Origin of the sequence: Butyrivibrio sp. INlla16 (assembly GCF_900104155.1) — a bacterium.
In the GTDB taxonomy this organism is placed as follows: domain Bacteria; phylum Bacillota; class Clostridia; order Lachnospirales; family Lachnospiraceae; genus Butyrivibrio.
The window spans coordinates 68890-86547 of sequence record NZ_FMYB01000012.1 but is presented as its reverse complement, the minus strand read 5'-3'; the positions used below and the strand labels follow the sequence as shown (position 1 = coordinate 86547).

Genomic DNA, 17658 nt, shown 5'->3' with positions numbered 1-17658 from the left:
TAGGACAACAACATGAGATATTCTGACGAAATCATAGAAGAGGTCAGATCCCGCAACGACATCGTCGACGTTATAGGTCAGTATGTAAGCCTTAAACGAGCAGGTGCCAACTACGTGGGACTGTGCCCTTTTCATAATGAAAAGTCGCCATCCTTCAGCGTGTCGCCGGGGAAGCAGATGTTTTACTGCTTCGGCTGCAGAGTGGGTGGAAACGTCTTTTCATTTTTGATGAAATACGACAACTTAACATTCGGAGAAGCCATGAAGACGCTGGCAGAGAGAGCCGGTGTTAAGCTTCCTGAGGAGGATGAATCCCCGGAAGCGAAGAGGATGCGTGACAAACGCCAGACTCTCCTGGAGATAAACAAGGAAGCTGCCAAATATTATGTATATCAGCTGAAATCTCCGGCCGGTGAGAAAGGCCTTAAATACTTTAAGGATAGAGCTCTTTCCGACGAGACCATCAAAAAGTTCGGGCTGGGGTATTCCAATGTCACGAGCGACGACCTCGTGAAGTATTTAAAGAGCAAGGGCTACAGCGACTCCCAGATAATTGACGCGGGGCTCGCCTCACACGATGAAAAGTACGGAACGCACGATAAGTTCTGGAACCGTGTGATGTTTCCGATTTTAGATGCAAACTCAAAGGTCATAGGCTTCGGCGGACGAGTGATGGGAGATGGCAAACCCAAGTACCTGAACTCTCCGGAGACCATGATTTTCGATAAGAGCCGAAACCTTTTCGGACTTAATTATGCAAAAAATGCCAGGGCAGGTTACATCATAATCTGCGAGGGATACATGGATGTCATAGCGATGCATCAGGCCGGATTTAATATGGCGGTTGCTTCACTTGGAACGGCGTTCACATCCCAGCAGGCAAGTCTTTTAAAGCGTTACACGGATCTGGTTATATTGTCCTACGACAGTGACGGAGCGGGAACGAGCGCCGCACTTCGAGGAATAGAGATATTAAAGGGTGCGGGATTAAAGGGAAAAGTACTCAACTTAAAGCCCTACAAAGATCCCGATGAATTCATAAAAAATGAAGGAAGGGAAGCCTTTGAGGAGAGAATCAAAAAGGCTGAAAATCCGTTTTTCTTTGAAATAGCAGTAAAAGAAAAAGAGTTTGATATGAGCGATCCGGCCGAGAAGACAGAGTTTCACAGATATATAGGAAAAAAACTCTGTGAGTTTACCGAGGCAGTGGAGCGTGAGAATTACCTTGAGGCGGTAGCACAGCGCTATATGATAAGTGCTGATGATTTGCATAAACTGGTGGCGGGACTCGCTGCCGAGGGCGGTATTGTGAAGTCTTCAGAGAGACCGAAAACGCCTAAGCAGTATAACACTCCGAAGGAGGATCCATCGAGAAAACCGCAAAGACTTCTTATAACATGGCTTGCAGATGAGCCTGAAGTTTTTTCGGCAGTAAAGAAATGGATAGGTCCAAAAGATTTTGCAGATGAGATGTACCGCAGCATCGCGGATGAAATGTGGAAGGGACTGGATGACGGAAGTTTTGATCCGGCGAAGGTCATGAACCATTTTACCGATGAAGAGGAGCAAAGAGAGGTCGCAGAGCTTTTCAACACTAACCTTGTTAAGGTGGATACAAAAGATGAACGTGAAAAGGCTATGCATGACATTCTCTATGACATAAAAAAATCCGGCTATGAAAAAACACTGTCGGATATGGAGGCAGATGCTCCGGAGAGGTGGAATTACACTCTCGAAGGCAAACGTATGCTGGAGGAATTGTCGAGAACGAAGATCGTTTTGAAGGCATGAGATAATAGTTGAAAGGATGGGTAACGTAGTGGCAGATAAGAAAGTGACCGGCAAGGCAGCTGACAAGGATAAAGCAAAGAAGACAGTCGCAAAGACTGCAGAAAAGAAGGAAACTGCAAAGAAGGCAGCTAAGGAAGAGACAGCAAAGAAAGAAACTGCTAAAAAAGAGACAGCAAAGAAGGAAACTGCAAAGAAAGAAGCAGCAAAGAAGGAGCCTGCAAAGAAGACTACCGAGAAGGCTGCTGAGAAGAAAGAGACAGTAAAGAAAGAGTCTGCTAAAAAGGAGCCTGCAAAGAAGGCTGCTGAAAAGCCTGCCGATAAGAAGGAAACAGCTAAAAAAGAGACGGCTAAAAAAGAACCTGCAAAGAAGGCCGAGAAAGCAGCTCCCGTTTCAAAGAAGGCAGCTAAAGAAAAGGAAGATACAAGCGCTAAGGGCGAACAGAGTAGTGAGGGTCTCGATGATGAGACCAGAGAGAAGTTTTTACAGAAAATCAGAGAACTTCTCGCTCTTGGCAAAAAGAAGCAGAACACTCTCGACTACAACGAGATTAGTGATTTCTTAAGAGATCTTAATCTGGATGAGGACAACCTCGACAGAGTTCTTGAGCAGCTTGAGGCTGCAGGAATCGACATTATCAGAATGGAAGATGATGTGGATGTTGATATTCCCGATGATGACGGTGTGGTACTCGGTGATGAGGAAGAGGTTGATATGGAAAATATCGACCTGTCGGTTCCGGACGGAATCAGCATCGAGGATCCGGTTCGTATGTACCTTAAGGAAATCGGTAAGGTTCCGCTTCTTACAGCTGACCAGGAGATCAATCTTGCGCAGCAGATGGAAGACGGTATGATGGCAGAGCGTATCATGGAAGCCGGCGGCGCCGATAAGGTAGATGTCAAAGAGGAAGAACAGGAAGCCTACGAGCGAGTTAAGGACAAGGATGAGAAGGAACTTAAGAGCATTTCCTTTATGGGAAATGAGGCAAAGAAGCGCCTTGCAGAAGCTAACCTCAGACTTGTTGTAAGTATTGCAAAGAGATATGTCGGAAGAGGAATGCTTTTCCTTGACCTTATTCAGGAGGGTAACCTCGGTCTTATCAAGGCAGTTGAAAAGTTCGATTTCCGTAAGGGATTCAAGTTCTCCACATACGCTACATGGTGGATCCGTCAGGCTATCACACGTGCGATCGCCGATCAGGCCAGAACTATCCGTATCCCTGTACATATGGTTGAGACTATCAACAAGCTTATCCGTATCAGCAGACAGTTACTTCAGGAACTCGGCCGCGAACCCACTCCCGAGGAGATTGCCAAGGAGATGGGCATTCCGGTAGAGCGTGTGCGTGAGATCTTAAAGATTTCACAGGAGCCCGTATCACTTGAGACTCCTATCGGCGAAGAGGAAGATTCACATCTTGGTGATTTCATCCAGGATGATAACGTTCCCGTACCCGCTGATGCAGCAGCCTTCACACTCCTCAAGGAGCAGCTCGTTGAGGTTCTCGGAACCCTTACAGAGCGTGAGCAGAAGGTACTTCGCCTCCGTTTCGGTCTTGATGACGGAAGAGCAAGAACTCTTGAAGAAGTCGGCAAGGAATTCAACGTAACACGTGAGCGTATCAGGCAGATCGAAGCAAAAGCGCTCCGTAAACTTCGTCATCCCAGCCGCAGCAGAAAACTTAAGGATTATCTGGATTAACACTATGAAAAATGTGATTTTATCTAAGAGACTTAGCGCAGTAGCAGAGCTTGTAAAAGGCTCTGCCTGCGTGTGTGATATCGGGACGGATCATGGATTCGTTCCGATTTATCTTATTAATTCCAGCGCCTGTGATCATGTGATAGCTATGGACATAAACGAAGGACCGCTGGAGAGGGCAGGACAGCACATCGCCGAATACGGTCTTGGAGACAAGATAGAAACAAGGCTCTCAAATGGCATGGAAAAGCTGCAGCCCGGAGAGGCTGATACGATTATCTGCGCCGGCATGGGCGGACTTTTGATGAAGAGAATCCTCGAAGAGGGCTCTCCCCGTGAAAAGGGAATAAAGAAGATGATTCTTCAACCGCAGTCGGACCTCAGAGTTTTCAGAGAGTATCTGAGGCAGCAGCGTTTTTTCATAGAGGATGAGGCTGAGATTTTCGAGGATGGAAAATACTACACTGCCATGCTTGTAAAAGTAAGCGACGATGATAATAATGAAGCTTATGAGAAGGTAGTGGAAGAAATATCTTCCGCTGAAGACGCCATCAGAATCTGCGACCGCTTCGGCCCTACCCTTATCCTTAACAGGGACAAAATTCTTTTCGAGTATCTGACTCACGAGAAGAGCGTCCTGGAAAGCATTTTATTAAAATTATCTGAAAATGAGCATAGCGAAAGAATACATGATATTATAAGTAAAATAAACGATATTTCAATCGTACTTAATTTGTATTAACGCCTTCCCCTTGGGGGCACGGAGGTACTAATATGCCAAGACTAAATATTGAAGGCGAAGAACGCGAATACGCAAAGGGCACAACCTTTGAAGAGATAGCCGGAGAATTCCAGCACAAGTATGACAATCAGATTGTAGCAGTGGTTTACGGATCCAGAATCCGTGAGCTCATGAAAAAAGTGGACAGGGATGAAGACCTGACCTTTATTACTACTGCGGATGAGATTGGCAACAACACCTACACCCGTACTGCTATCATGATGCTCATCAAAGCTGTTCGCGATGTCTCAGGAAAACATCATGCCTTCACTAAGGTTGAATACAAAATCGGTAATGGTTTTTACTGCAGTATAAAAAGTGACTTCAAGGTAACTGAAGTGTTCGCCGAAAACGTCCAGAAGAGAATGCAGGATATGGTGGATGATGCCCTTCCTATAACCAAGAAGGGGTATCCCCTTGCAGATGCCATCGAGATTTTCAGAAAAGAAGGTATGGACGATAAGGTTAGACTTCTTCGCTACAGAAGAAGCTCCGAGGTCAATGTTTATAAGCTCGATGAATTCAGTGACTATTTCTATGGATATATGCTTCCGAACACTTCTTATGTAAAGTGGTTCAAGGTTGAAAAATATCACGACGGACTTATTCTGCATCTTCCATCCAGAAAACAGCCGGATCAGATCACTGAGAGTGAGCCCAGGGAAAAGCTGTTTAATGAAATGGTCCGTTCCACAAAGTGGGGTGAGATGATGGGAATCGAAACCGTCGGAGACCTCAATGATGCCATCTGCAGAGGTGAGTTCAATGACATTATGCTTGTGCAGGAAGCCCTTCAGGAGAGGCGTATCGGAGAAATTGCCCAGAAAATCTATGAGCGCAAGGATGTAAAATTCGTAATGATCGCAGGGCCAAGCTCCTCGGGAAAAACCTCCTTTGCCAACAGACTTTCAATTCAGATGCGTACCTACGGTCTTCGTCCGCATCCGATCAGCCTTGATAATTACTTTGTGAACAGAGAGGATACTCCTCTTAACGAGGATGGAAGCTACAACTTTGAATGTCTCGAGGCTCTTGATGTCGAGCAGTTCAACAAGGATATGGTGGCTCTTCTTGAGGGCAAAAGAGTTGAGATGCCGACCTTTAACTTTGTCACCGGTAAGCGAGAGATGAACGGAGACTTCATACAGCTTAAGCCCGGCGATGTACTTGTTATCGAGGGTATTCACGGTCTTAATGAGAAGATGAGCTATGCCCTTCCGGCAGAGTCCAAATTCAAGATTTATATTAGTGCGCTGACAACACTTAGTATTGACGGACATAACAGAATCCCCACAACCGACGGGCGTCTCATCAGACGTATAGTTCGTGATGCCAGAACCCGCGGTGCCACCGCAAAGCACACGATTGCAATGTGGGATTCCGTAAGACGCGGCGAACACCAGAACATCTTCCCGTTCCAGGAAGGTGCGGACGAGATGTTCAACTCCGCCCAGATATACGAACTTGCGGTTTTGAAGCAGTACGCAGAGCCCCTCCTATTTGCTATCAAAAAGGATGAGCCCGAGTACTTTGAGGCAAAGCGCCTCCTAAAATTCCTTGATTACTTTGTTGCAGTCGACTCGCAGACACTTCCCAAGAACTCACTCACCAGGGAGTTTGTCGGTGGCAGCTGCTTTAAGGTGTGAAATAAAACTGAATTATTTTCTTTATTATGAAATAAAAGACTCCTAACTAAGCCCTGGAAGTACCAGGGCTTTAGTTGTGAATGTGCATAATTGTGCGTCTATTTTTGTACTCATTTTCAAATATGCTTGACATAATTTAATTCATTGCTACAATTCTTATGTATGAGCAGGACAAATGATCGCGGCCGCTAGTCCCGTAAGGGCGCGGGTGAGGAAAGTCCGGGCTTCGTAGGGCAGGATACCGGATAACGTCCGGCGGAGGTGACTCCCGGGAAAGTGCAACAGAAAACAACCGCTCTTTAAGAGTAAGGGTGAAAAGGCGGTGTAAGAGACCACCGTGCAGATGGTAACATCTGTAGCCATGTAAACCCTATCCGAAGCAAGACCAAAAAGAAAACTATGGGCCGGCCCGGTCCGTTTTCAGGTGGGTCGCTTGAGGCTGTCGGTAACGGCAGTCCTAGATAGATGATCATTCTCGACATAACCCGGCTTACAGGCCTGCTCATACAAAAAAAGAAATGAAATTCATTTAATACTAGTCTTAAGGTGCATGAAGCCGAAATGAAAAAAAACATGATCAAGCTTTTCTGCAAAATTTCAGCTCTTCTTTTTTTCTTAACAATACTAGTCCAAGCGTATTCAATACATACATCTGCCCAGGGTCCTATGCCTTCCGAAATTGCACAGGACATGCTTTCTATTGATGCATTTGCAGTTCCCTATAATTTTCCAGAAACAAATACAGAAGATGCAGTTATAAAAACCGCGTTAAATGTACGACCTTCAACAGTTCAGATCCAGGTTGGCAAGCAGTACGGAACCGGAAATATCATATCCATAGATTCAGAAAAAATAAGAATTCTCACAGCAGCGCACGTTGTACAGAAGTGGGATAATTCAGAAAGTAATTATGTCATTTTCTTTAATGGCAAAGTGGCAGATGCGAACCTTGAAACAATCGATGATTATTATGATGCTGCAATTATCAGTGTTGAAACGGCAGCAGTAGAGCCCTATGATTTAATGAATCTCAGGAGGGTTGCTTTGGATTACTCTGTCATGTCAGGTTTTGATAAGCAAAAAGATGAGACAGTATTTGCATTGGAATCCAATCATCTCGTAAATGCCAAGGAAGTCCAGACCTACAACTACTATGGTAACGACACCGGTATCGCCGGCAAGTATATTTACGGTCCTGTCATCAATCCCGATATTCTTGTTGTCGACTACGGCTATAAGATGATCTACACAAAACTTGCCGCCCACAGCGGAATGTCCGGCGGCGGTATATTTGACATAAACGGACATTATGTCGGTATTCTTGTCGGCGGCTCCGATACCGGTGAAACTGTTGGCGTCAGACTGACAGACATAAAGCCGCTGCTTTCCCGGTACTCTTCCCTAACAAAATCTTAAGCCTTTCTTAATTTCAAAAAAATCTCTTGCCACAGAATTTTTGCTGTGGTATAGTCTCAACTTGTCGGCATTCAGTCGACAAATGTTCCGGAGTTTCTCCGTGACGATTTTCCATTTATTTTTTTCCAAGAAGTTTTTATGAAAGGCGGTTTTTAGTTTTATGAGACCAATTAAACAAAGTAACTCGATGAAAGAGCTTTTAAAGAAGCTTAAGCGGCATGATGCGCTCATTTTGACAGTTGGCGTAATCGGCGCGTCGCTTATGTGTGGAGGATTCGTCTACGTGACAACTCCGGCGATAAGCGCGGATGCAGCAAAACAGGAAGTTAAGAAGGACTCACTCGGAGTACAGAAAAAAGCGAACGATCAGCTTAAGGAAATTGAGAATTATCTTGAGAGACTTGATAAGGTAGTTACAGATAGTTCAGAACTGGTGAAGGAAGTTCAGACTGTTCAGAATGAGCAGAAGGAGCTTACGGAGAAGACTCTGGAAAAAGAGAAAACTCTTGAAAAAGAGAAGAATAACAGCACAAATACTAATACAACCACAAACAACACAAAGGTTGTAGAGAAGATAAACGGACTTGATAAGGCACTCGAGTCTATACATTCAGAAATTACCACTACCAATAATCAGATTAAGAAACTCCAGGAGAGCATGGAAAAGGGCGGAAATAAAGATTCTGACAAGGATAAGGAGAGCTTTGCCCAGATTACAAATGCACTCAGTGATATAAAGAAGAGCTGTGATAAGTCGGGCGGTGATGTGTCAGGACTTTTGGCAGAACTCAAAGAGAGTAAGAAGGAAAATTCCGATTCACAGAAGACGGTTATCAATAATCTTGAAACCATCGAGAAGACCCTTGAGAAGGTAGAATCAAGAGAGAATCTCACAAGGCTTGAGAATGATCTTAAGAGCACTCAGACTACATATATCAATATGCTCGATAATGTAGAAAAGAGCGTGAGCAAAACAACTGAGGGCGTGAAGAAGGTTGGAGATAAAGTCAGCAAGGTTTCCGAACATATTAATAATGTTGGAAGTGATGTTAACAAAGTCTCTGAGAATGTCAACAAGGTTTCAGAAAATGTTAATAGCGTTGGAGATGGAGTAAACAAAGTGGCTGAAAATGTTAATAACATTGGAAGCGGAGTTAATGAGGTTCGTCAGGCACAGATTAGTACAGACAACCGCATTGATGCATTGGGAACAGGTATCGGAGATGTAAAGGGCGATATTGGAACAGTGAATGCTCAGATCGGTGATGTTCAGGGACAGATTGGTTCTGCACGAAGTGATATTGACGAAGTCAGAAATTCACTTTCAGATACAAACTCCAAAATAGATAAGGCTAACACAAAGATTGAAGAAGTTGCCGGAATGGTACAGCAGGTTTTTCAATGTGCGGACAGTAATCGTAATAAACTGGCATCCATACTGTCCGACCTTTGCGGCTATGAAGCCGGTAAGGATGCAACAATGGCTGAGTTGATTGAAGCAGTCAAGCTTATTCCCTCACATGTAATTAGTTCAGGAAATGTAACTTATGAGCATCATTATCATAAGGATGTAAACGGAAATGTAGTCAGTGATAAATCAGCTTCCAAGGGAGGTTGCTTTACTTCACCGGTATATCACAAACATATAAGCTCATGTTACGAGACTACGAGAACGTATATATATCATCCTCACTTTACTCAGATTAGTGAGGAGACTGAAAAGACCGGAAGTAATAAGAAATACAATGTAGGTAATATGAAAATCAATGAAAGTAATACGAAATACAAATGTGATGTGTGCGAAATGGTTGTAGATAGAATTCCGGAAGATCATAAACATCAGACTACGGACAGAAACGAGGCGCGACAAAACAGTAATTTTTTTAAGGAGATAACAAATACAAATGTAATTTGCGGGAAAACCGAGCAGACAGCCGAGTATTGGCTTCCGGCGTGCGGTTACAAGCATGGAGATATAACCAAGGCAGTAATCGTTTATCCGAAAGTTTATCAGAATTATGAAGTTAATACACTTAATACTTCTATGGTTTCCAATTATGGTGGAATTGAGATTTCAGAAGAAATATTCAATATGGATAGTTATGGCGCCGAAGCTCAGGATGAAGGAGAAGTGACAGATGAGGAAAGTGCTGATGAAGAAAACAATAACTCCGAGGAATCAGCGAACCCCGATGCGAACGGTGATGCAACTGTCCCCGAGGAAAACGCCCCGGCGCAGACTCCAGCTGCGGTAAGTGACGGTAATAGCCAAGGCTAACAGGGTTTCTTGACTAGTAAAGCCTCTGGTAATAAAATATGCGTTGAGACATTTATTATTAGGAACGGAGTGTGATAAATATGACAAAAATTGATATTATATCCGGTTTCCTTGGAGCTGGAAAGACAACGCTTATTAAGAAGCTTTTAAAGGAAGCTCTTGCAGGAACCAAAACTGTACTTATAGAAAATGAATTCGGTGAGATCGGTATTGATGGCGGATTTTTGAAGGAATCCGGAATCGATATCAGAGAGATGAATTCAGGATGTATCTGCTGCTCACTTGTAGGTGATTTCGGAACCTCTCTTAAGGAAGTAATGGACACCTATGCACCTGAGAGAATTCTCATTGAGCCTTCAGGAGTAGGAAAGCTTTCCGATGTTATGAGAGCTATTCAGAACGTAGCAGATGAGAGCGAGAATCTTACAATGAACAGCGCAGTTACTGTTGTTGATGTAAGTAAGGCTAAGATCTACATCAAGAATTTCGGTGAGTTTTTCACTAACCAGATTGAAAATGCAGGAACAATTCTCCTTACCAGAACAGATAAGGCTGATGCAGCTAAGATAGAGAAGGCTGTTGAACTTATCAGAGAGCACAATCCCAAGGCTACAATCATTACAACTCCTCTTGCGGAGCTCTCAGGAAAAGAGGTTCTTGATACTTTTGAAGGAAACCATGATCTTGAGGCAGAGCTTTTGAAGGAAGTTCTTGCGAAGAAGGCTGATGAGCATCACCATCATCATGATCACGGTTCCGAGAAGTTTACAGATGAGGAAGGCGTAACTGTATACAGAGCGCACAAGCACGATCATGACCATGAAGATGAGCACGACCATGAGCATGATCACGATCACGAGCATCATCACCACGATCATGATGAGCACGACCACGAACACGAGCATCATCATCACGACCACGATGAGCATGATCACGAACATGAGCATGAGCACCATCATGACCATGATGATCACGACCATGATCATCATCACCACGATCACGATGATCACGACCATGATCATCATCACCATCATCACGATGCTGACGACATATTCACAAGCTGGGGTATGGAGACACCGGCCAAGTACAACAAGGCAGAGATAGAGGCTATGCTCGGAAGACTTGAGGAAGAGGAGACCTTTGGAGTAGTTCTTCGTGCGAAGGGCATGGTTCCCAATGAGAATGGCGGATGGATTGAGTTTGACTATGTTCCGGGTGAGCCTGTAGTAAGAGACGGTGCAGCAGACGTAACAGGAAAATTCTGCGTAATCGGTGCAGAACTCAACCAGGACAACCTCGAGAAATTATTCAGGAAAAAGCTTTAAAATTTTATGACTATAACAGGCCCCACCGAAAGGTGGGGCAATTGTACATGGAGTATTGTTTTATATGTTTGGAAGGAATAAAGAAAAGAAAATGAAACCGGTTTATGTAATAAATGGATTTCTTGACAGCGGAAAAACAGACTTTTTCAAGTATACTCTTGCTCAGCCTTACTTTAAGACAAAAGGGGAGACACTCCTTATTGTATGCGAAGAGGGCGAGAATGAGTATGAAGAAAAGCTTCTGACTGCTACAAACACTATTTTGGAAACTATCGAGGATGAAGAGGATTTCACACCCGCAACACTTATGGCTCTCGAGGCAAAATACGATCCCGAGAGAATTCTTATCGAGTACAACGGCATGTGGAATTTCAAGAACTTCAGACTCCCCAAGGCATGGAGACTTGAACAGCAGATTACTATAATAGATGCTTCTAGCTTTGAGTTGTATTTTACCAATATGAAATCACTTCTGTCAGAGCAGCTCAGAAATTCAGAGCTAATCCTTTTCAACAGATGTGACGGAATAGAGGATCTTGCTACATATAAGAGAAACGTTAAGGCTATAAACCAGAAAGCGGACATCATTTTTGAAGATATGAATGGTGAGGTGGATGTAACTCTTGATGAGGATCTTCCTTTTGATCTTAACCAGGATCCCATCGAGCTTAATAACTTCGGATATGGAATGTTCTACCTTGACGCTCTTGAGCATGTGGATCGCTATGACGGAAAAAAGGTTAGCTTTACAGCAATGGTCGCTAAGCCCTTTGATATGGCAGACAATGCATTTGTTCCCGGAAGAATGGCAATGACCTGCTGTGCGGAGGATATGCAGTTTTTGGGATTTAAATGCGAATATGATAAGGCATCTGACTTAAAAGAGAAGGAATGGATCAAAATTACAGCAGAGGTAAGAAAAGCTCTCGTTCCCGAATATCAGGGAGTGGGACCTATTCTTAACGTAGTTGAACTTGAGCACGTCTCAGAGCCCAAGCACCCTGTAATCGATTTTTCGAATCCGGAAGTATAAGATATTACTCTGAATATAGAAAAATAAAAAGCCTTCCCCCTTTTAGGGGGCGCTCGACGTCCGGGGGACGTCGGTCCAGCGCGGACCGAAGCGGAGCGTAGACAAGGTGGCACGAAGTGCCGGATGAGGGAAAAAATACCTCAGATATCGGTGAGAAGATATCTGAGGTATTTTTATTATTCGTATAAATAAATCTTACTGAATCTTGTTAACAGCCTGAGCAAGACGAGAAACTTTTCTGGAAGCTGTGTTCTTCTTGAATACGCCCTTTGACTCAGCCTTGTCGATTGCTGATGTAGCAGTAAGAAGTGCCTTAGCAGCCTCTTCCTTGTTACCAGCCTCGATTGCTGTTCTAACCTTCTTGATTGCTGTCTTAACGCCAGACTTTACAGCCTGATTTCTAGCAGCCTTCTTCTGATTTGTAAGAATTCTCTTCTTGGCAGATTTGATATTAGCCATAATTTCCTCCATATTGTTACTAAATTGAAAATTTGATACGTTATCATTAGGTAATATGGCTATGAAACCGGACACGGACAGTCAATGCCACATACACCATGATATTTTAGCTATTTACAGCTATAATGTCAAGGGTAATTTTGTTCAGAACAATGTCGAAGCCGGATATATGCATAGATAAGTAGTTTCATTAATATAAAATAAAAAAAAGTATAATTGCACTTGAAATAAATCATAAACTAGATTATAATTGAAAAATATGTTAAAACTATGATTGAGTAAAATGTTATTTGTTGGGGCTGACAGTCACTTAATTTGTTTCTTATGAGGTCATATTTATATTATGAAGTACAAATTAAAGCTGATCATAGGACTATTTATATTTTTCTTTGCGCTGACTTTTAATAGTAATTTAAACGTTCAGGCAGAGAATTTCAACTATATATCAAATGATTATGTTAATCCGCCATTACCTGAGATTAATAAACTTGAGCCGGTTATCTATGATGGATTAATGCTTCGTGTTCGAAATGCAGCTAATCTGAACATGGATGCTGACACAGGAATCCACTACAGATATCTCGATGATACTTCGAAGAAGATGTACAGGGCATTATACAAGGCGGCTCTTAATGTATATCCCCATGATACAGCAAGCTTTCTTATAACAGATTCCCATATGATTGGAGTCGCGTATGGTGATACTGAGGAGTTCGCATTCACAGCTGACCAGTATCAGGCTGCATACGAGGCTGTTAGATACGATCACCCTGATATGGTGCAGTTTAACGCGTGTCTGGTTAAGATGTGGTCAGGCTATACCTCATATACTTCTTCAGATGTAAAGGTATATAACACTTATTTATGCCTTATTGCGAACGAAGGATATGACCAGGCCAAATTCGACGAGATTACAGCAAAGATTCAGCAGGGACGCACAAGGTTTCTTAATGATTCTTCCATAACAAATGCAACGGGCAAATATGCAAAGGAGCTTGCTATTCATGACTTGCTTCTTAATATAACAACCTACGACTATGATTGTTTTGCGGAAAACACTGTGTATAATATGGGACACAGTGTTTATGGTATTGTCAAAGACGGAAAAGCTGTATGTGATGGATATGCAATGGCATTTTCATATCTTCTTGAAGGCATCGGCATAAACTCTGTGATTGTATCAAGCCAGAGTCATGCCTGGAATGTTGTTCAGCTTGGCTATGAATGGTATGAGGTTGATGTCACATGGGATGATGTTAATTCAACCGATGAAGGAACTCTGCACAAGTATTACAACTTGTCGACAGAGCAGATAAGCGATGGCTCGGCTGCAAGGACAAGGACAGATGCTTCGGCAAAATTCCCTATAGCTTACGGAACTGCATATAATTATACATATGTAAAAGAGCTTATTTTCAAAAACTCAGAAGCGGCGCTGGTTCCTGTTACGGGTCTTACATTGGCCCCGCAGCAGCTAACGGGAAAAACCGGAGACAGTGGGCGCTTTACACTGACCTATAGTCCTGAAAATGCTAACAATAGAAGTGTTTTATGGGAAAGTTCTAACACGGATGTAATTCTGGTAGACGATTATGGCTATTACATTCTTAAAGGTCCGGGAAGTGCTACTGTTACGGCTATGACAGCTAACGATACAGTAAAAAGCAGTGCATCCGTATATGTCACAGATGAAAACGACAATATTTTCGTAGGAAATATTACTTTATCTGATACTTTGCTTGAATGTGAATACGGAGATACCGGAATCATAACTTACACAATTGCTCCTGCTAATGCTACAAATAAGAATATCATCTGGGAAAGCAGTAATAAATATGTTGCAACAGTAGAGGATAAAGGAGCTGAGGGTATAGTATATACTGTTACAGGCCCCGGAAGAGCGATTATAACAGCTAAATCAGAAGATGGATCCTGCGAAACAGCATGCGAAATAAATGTACCTTATGTAAATATTAAGGTGACCTATGATCTGGCCGGAGGAACCGGTGATGTTGAGGATAATATCTGGCAGATATGCGGAAGAAGATACAGTCTTCCGACGGAAGTTACCAGAGAAGGATATGAGTTTGGCGGCTGGTATACAGCTAAAGAAGGCGGAGATAAAATAAATTACTGGACTGTAGTTACTGCAAAAGAAGACCATACTCTCTATGCACATTGGAATGCTATAAAATACACGGTTACTTTTGATGCAAACGGTGGAAGTGTTGCATATGCCGATGCTCAAAGAGAAGTGGCTTATGGTGATGCTATAGGAGAACTCCCGGAGGCTGCATTTGAGGGATATACCTTTGACGGATGGTTTGATGCTGCTGAAGGCGGAAACGAAGTTACAGCTACGGCAATAGTGACCGGAGACATGACTCTCTATGCGCATTGGACAATTATACCGCCGGAAGATCCGGAGCCAGAACAACATGCAGATCCTGATCCGGAACCTGAGCAGCCGGCAGATCCCGATCCTGAACCCACGCAGCCGGCAGATCCCGATCCTGAGCCTGTACAACCGGCAGATCCCGATCCGGAGCCTGAACAGTCTGAGCAGCTCGTGAATCCTGAACCTGAACAGTCTGAGGAACTCGTGACTCCTGAGCCAGAACAGTCTGAGCAGCTTGTGAATCAGGAAGCAGAACAGCAGAAGGCGGAAGTCTCCGAGACCGAGACCGGTACTGCAATTTCTAAGAATGATGTAAATGATTCAGCACAGACAACAGCCAATGAGGCAGTGTTACCTGCAGACGGTAATATTGAGGTTGCGGGTAAGGAATATCACGTAGATGAGACCGGTAATGCAACTGTGATGGTGGCTGAGAATAAGGATGTCACATCAGTTAAAATAGGCGATACAATCAACTACAACGGTGAAAGCTACAAGGTAACCGTTGTTCAAAGCAAGGCCTACAAGAACTGTAAAAAACTTAAGAGCCTTACACTTGGCTCCAATATCGAGAAGATAGGCTCGGGCGCTTTTAGCGGCTGTAAGAACCTCGGTAAGATAACAATCAAGGCAAACAATCTTAAAACAGTCGGTGGTGGCAGCTTTAAGGGCATAAAAAACGGTGCAAAGATTACCGTTGTTTGTAAGGACAAAAAGACCTACGATAAGGTGGTTAAGAAGCTTAAGAAAGCCGGAGCGAAGACGGCAAAGTTTAAATTCAAAAAGGGTTAAGGGTTTTAGAAGTTAATGGGCGAAAAGCATATGAAAAGAATATATTCGCTTATGGTGTCTGTGTTTGTGGCGGTGTCCATCCTGGGTGGAATACCGTTCACAAATATAGCTGTTAATGCCGCGCCCAAAAATCAATATTTAAGGAAGACCAATGACCTTGTAAAGCTTCGCATGCCGGAAAGTGTAGAGTTGGCAGAACGAACTGTAACAGGGACGAAGTCGAAGGTCCTTGGCAGTACCAATTACAATACCGGGGTCGCAACGGGCACACATTATAATTACCTGAGTGATAATGCCAGGATTATCTACAGAGCGTTTATGGCAGCAAGCAGTCATGTCTTTGCTTATGGAACAGATGTAGACAATGTAAGCTACACCGAGCTTGCACCGCTTGCAAAATATGAGACTGCTGTATTTTCAGTCTACGACCAGGATTTACAGGATGCATACGAAGCAGTCAGATATGATCATCCGGATTTGCTGCAGCTTACGATGTCTGATATTCAGATAGCCTATGAGCCGGTTAATTATGGGAATGAAATAAAATATAACACATATCTTTTTCTGGTTTCTTCCGATTCTGTTTATAATCAGGCCTGGTTTGATCAGACTACAAGTTCAATGAAAGCTAAGAGAACCGAGTTCCTCTCTGATCAGAGCATAACAAGTGCAAACGGAGTTTTGGGAAAAGAGCTTGCAATTCACGATAAGCTCATGTCAATCACTACATATGATTTTGATTGTGTAAATAATCCTGATTGTGCAAATAATCCTGCTCAGTTAGGGCACACTGCTTATGGTGCGCTTTTTAGAGGCCTATCAGTTTGCGATGGATACTCCATGGCTTATGAATATTTGCTGGAAGGGGTGGGAATCCATTCTATGGTTATAGGCGGAATGGCTGATGGCGGCGGCCATGCCTGGAATATCGTCAAGCAGTCAGGCCAGTGGTACGAGGTTGATGTCACCTGGGATGATGATGATACGATCAGCGGAGTGTCTGCGGAAACAGAGTATGAGGAAAGGCATCGTTTTTATCATCTGACAACGGCTCAGATATCTAATTATTCATATACTGATGGTTCTACGCAGGTAACAATTACCAGATACAGGGATGGTTTTTCAACAAATTCTCCAAAAGCGACGTCAACACAGTATAGCTGGGAGAATATTAAAACACTTCTTGCTTCCGGTGGTGACGTTCAGTATGTTGAAGTTACAGGTATATCTATTGATCCTCAGACTGTGAAAGCTACAGGAGCTGATATCGGCACAGAAGGAGTCCTTACAGCGACGATAACTCCTGCAAATGCAACGAATAAGACGCTTGTCTTTTCAAGTAAAAATACGCAGGTTGTCACGGTGGATGAAAACGGCCGATACAGGATTGTAGGCACAGGCAGCGCATATGTCACGGTTTCGACTTACGATGGAGAATATGAGGCTTCCTGCCTGTTTACGGTAAGTGCTGACAATAATGCTGCTAAAGACGATAATATCGACTATACCGAGATTTTTAACAACAATGGTGATAATGCAGATAATAAAGAGCAGGAGACTGCTATCGGAGATAATATCAGCAGTAGTGACAAGAACTATCTGGTAGTCTCTTCTGACAGTGTTGCTGTGACAAAGCAGAGCAACAAGAAGGTCAAAAAGGTGAAGATTGGCGATAGCGTCATCTACAACGGCAAAACCTATAAAATCGTTGAAATTAAGGCGAATTCCTATAAAAATTGCAAGAAATTAAAGACTCTCAGTCTGGGTAGAAATATTACCAAAATTGGCAAGGGCGCCTTTAGGGGCTGCAAGAATCTCGATAAGATTACAGTAAGGGGCAACAGCCTAAGTACAATCGTGTCAGGCAGTTTTGCGGGCATAAAGGATGGAGCCAGGATCACAATTATTTGCAAGAACAGGAAGATGTTTGAAAAGCTTGTAAAGAAATTCAAACAGGCTGGAGCGAATAAGGCTGTTTTCATCTATAAAAAGGGATGATTAAAAAATAAAATTTTTGTATATGTTTCCGGAGGGTAT

The 17658-nt window shown here is 43.2% G+C and carries 11 protein-coding genes and 1 other RNA gene; 11 read left to right on the top strand and 1 reads right to left on the bottom strand.

The window, feature by feature from the left end; all coding sequences use genetic code 11:
- Window positions 1–12: 12 nt before the first annotated feature.
- From dnaG to BLR42_RS07825, 9 genes are all read left to right on the top strand, one after another.
- Entirely contained in the window at window positions 13–1791 is a 1779-nt protein-coding gene (dnaG, locus tag BLR42_RS07865; RefSeq protein WP_022760771.1) for a DNA primase, read from the top strand.
- Window positions 1792–2281: 490 nt separating this feature from the next.
- Window positions 2282–3493 carry an RNA polymerase sigma factor RpoD gene (gene rpoD, locus BLR42_RS07860; protein ID WP_091868081.1) on the top strand — a complete coding sequence of 404 codons (1212 nt, stop codon included), beginning with the start codon at window positions 2282–2284 and terminating at the stop codon, window positions 3491–3493.
- A gap of 4 nt (window positions 3494–3497) precedes the next feature.
- Window positions 3498–4235, top strand: a complete 738-nt coding sequence (locus BLR42_RS07855) for a class I SAM-dependent methyltransferase (RefSeq protein WP_091868053.1) — start codon at window positions 3498–3500, stop codon at window positions 4233–4235.
- Between the two features lie 32 nt (window positions 4236–4267).
- Window positions 4268–5920, top strand: coding sequence for a nucleoside kinase (locus tag BLR42_RS07850; protein WP_091868051.1), 1653 nt, complete (start codon window positions 4268–4270; stop codon window positions 5918–5920).
- A gap of 163 nt (window positions 5921–6083) precedes the next feature.
- Window positions 6084–6429: RNase P RNA component class A (gene rnpB / locus BLR42_RS07845), an RNA gene on the top strand.
- 157 nt (window positions 6430–6586) lie between these two features.
- Window positions 6587–7336 carry a S1 family peptidase gene (locus BLR42_RS07840; protein ID WP_170832682.1) on the top strand — a complete coding sequence of 250 codons (750 nt, stop codon included), beginning with the start codon at window positions 6587–6589 and terminating at the stop codon, window positions 7334–7336.
- 160 nt (window positions 7337–7496) lie between these two features.
- Window positions 7497–9614 carry a hypothetical protein gene (locus BLR42_RS07835; protein WP_139165126.1) on the top strand — a complete coding sequence of 706 codons (2118 nt, stop codon included), beginning with the start codon at window positions 7497–7499 and terminating at the stop codon, window positions 9612–9614.
- Between the two features lie 80 nt (window positions 9615–9694).
- Window positions 9695–10939: a CobW family GTP-binding protein gene (locus BLR42_RS07830; RefSeq protein WP_091868044.1), complete on the top strand. Its 1245-nt coding sequence runs from the start codon at window positions 9695–9697 to the stop codon at window positions 10937–10939.
- A gap of 64 nt (window positions 10940–11003) precedes the next feature.
- On the top strand, window positions 11004–11972 hold the full coding sequence (locus BLR42_RS07825; protein WP_242879261.1) for a TIGR03943 family putative permease subunit: 969 nt from the start codon (window positions 11004–11006) through the stop codon (window positions 11970–11972).
- A 195-nt stretch (window positions 11973–12167) separates the two neighbouring features.
- On the opposite strand, the gene rpsT is transcribed toward BLR42_RS07825, so the two are convergent.
- Window positions 12168–12431 (bottom strand): 30S ribosomal protein S20, encoded by a 264-nt coding sequence (gene rpsT, locus BLR42_RS07820; protein WP_091868042.1) that lies wholly within the window; start codon window positions 12429–12431, stop codon window positions 12168–12170.
- 343 nt (window positions 12432–12774) lie between these two features.
- Between rpsT and BLR42_RS07815 the strand changes: the two genes are divergently transcribed.
- Both BLR42_RS07815 and BLR42_RS07810 read left to right on the top strand, forming a co-directional pair.
- Window positions 12775–15621, top strand: coding sequence for an InlB B-repeat-containing protein (locus BLR42_RS07815; protein ID WP_091868039.1), 2847 nt, complete (start codon window positions 12775–12777; stop codon window positions 15619–15621).
- Window positions 15622–15651: 30 nt separating this feature from the next.
- On the top strand, window positions 15652–17619 hold the full coding sequence (locus tag BLR42_RS07810; protein WP_170832681.1) for a leucine-rich repeat protein: 1968 nt from the start codon (window positions 15652–15654) through the stop codon (window positions 17617–17619).
- Window positions 17620–17658 lie beyond the last annotated feature (39 nt).

What these genes read in the sequence shown, in the direction of transcription:
- BLR42_RS07855 (WP_091868053.1), top strand. Translation starts at nt 3,498, where the DNA reads ATGAAAAATGTGATTTTATCTAAGAGACTTAGCGCAGTAGCAGAGCTT.
- BLR42_RS07850 (WP_091868051.1), top strand. Translation starts at nt 4,268, where the DNA reads ATGCCAAGACTAAATATTGAAGGCGAAGAACGCGAATACGCAAAGGGC.
- BLR42_RS07810 (WP_170832681.1), top strand. Translation starts at nt 15,652, where the DNA reads ATGAAAAGAATATATTCGCTTATGGTGTCTGTGTTTGTGGCGGTGTCC.
- dnaG (WP_022760771.1), top strand. Translation starts at nt 13, where the DNA reads ATGAGATATTCTGACGAAATCATAGAAGAGGTCAGATCCCGCAACGAC.
- rpsT (WP_091868042.1), bottom strand. Translation starts at nt 12,431, where the DNA reads ATGGCTAATATCAAATCTGCCAAGAAGAGAATTCTTACAAATCAGAAG.
- BLR42_RS07825 (WP_242879261.1), top strand. Translation starts at nt 11,004, where the DNA reads ATGTTTGGAAGGAATAAAGAAAAGAAAATGAAACCGGTTTATGTAATA.
- BLR42_RS07840 (WP_170832682.1), top strand. Translation starts at nt 6,587, where the DNA reads ATGCCTTCCGAAATTGCACAGGACATGCTTTCTATTGATGCATTTGCA.
- BLR42_RS07830 (WP_091868044.1), top strand. Translation starts at nt 9,695, where the DNA reads ATGACAAAAATTGATATTATATCCGGTTTCCTTGGAGCTGGAAAGACA.
- BLR42_RS07835 (WP_139165126.1), top strand. Translation starts at nt 7,497, where the DNA reads ATGAGACCAATTAAACAAAGTAACTCGATGAAAGAGCTTTTAAAGAAG.
- BLR42_RS07815 (WP_091868039.1), top strand. Translation starts at nt 12,775, where the DNA reads ATGAAGTACAAATTAAAGCTGATCATAGGACTATTTATATTTTTCTTT.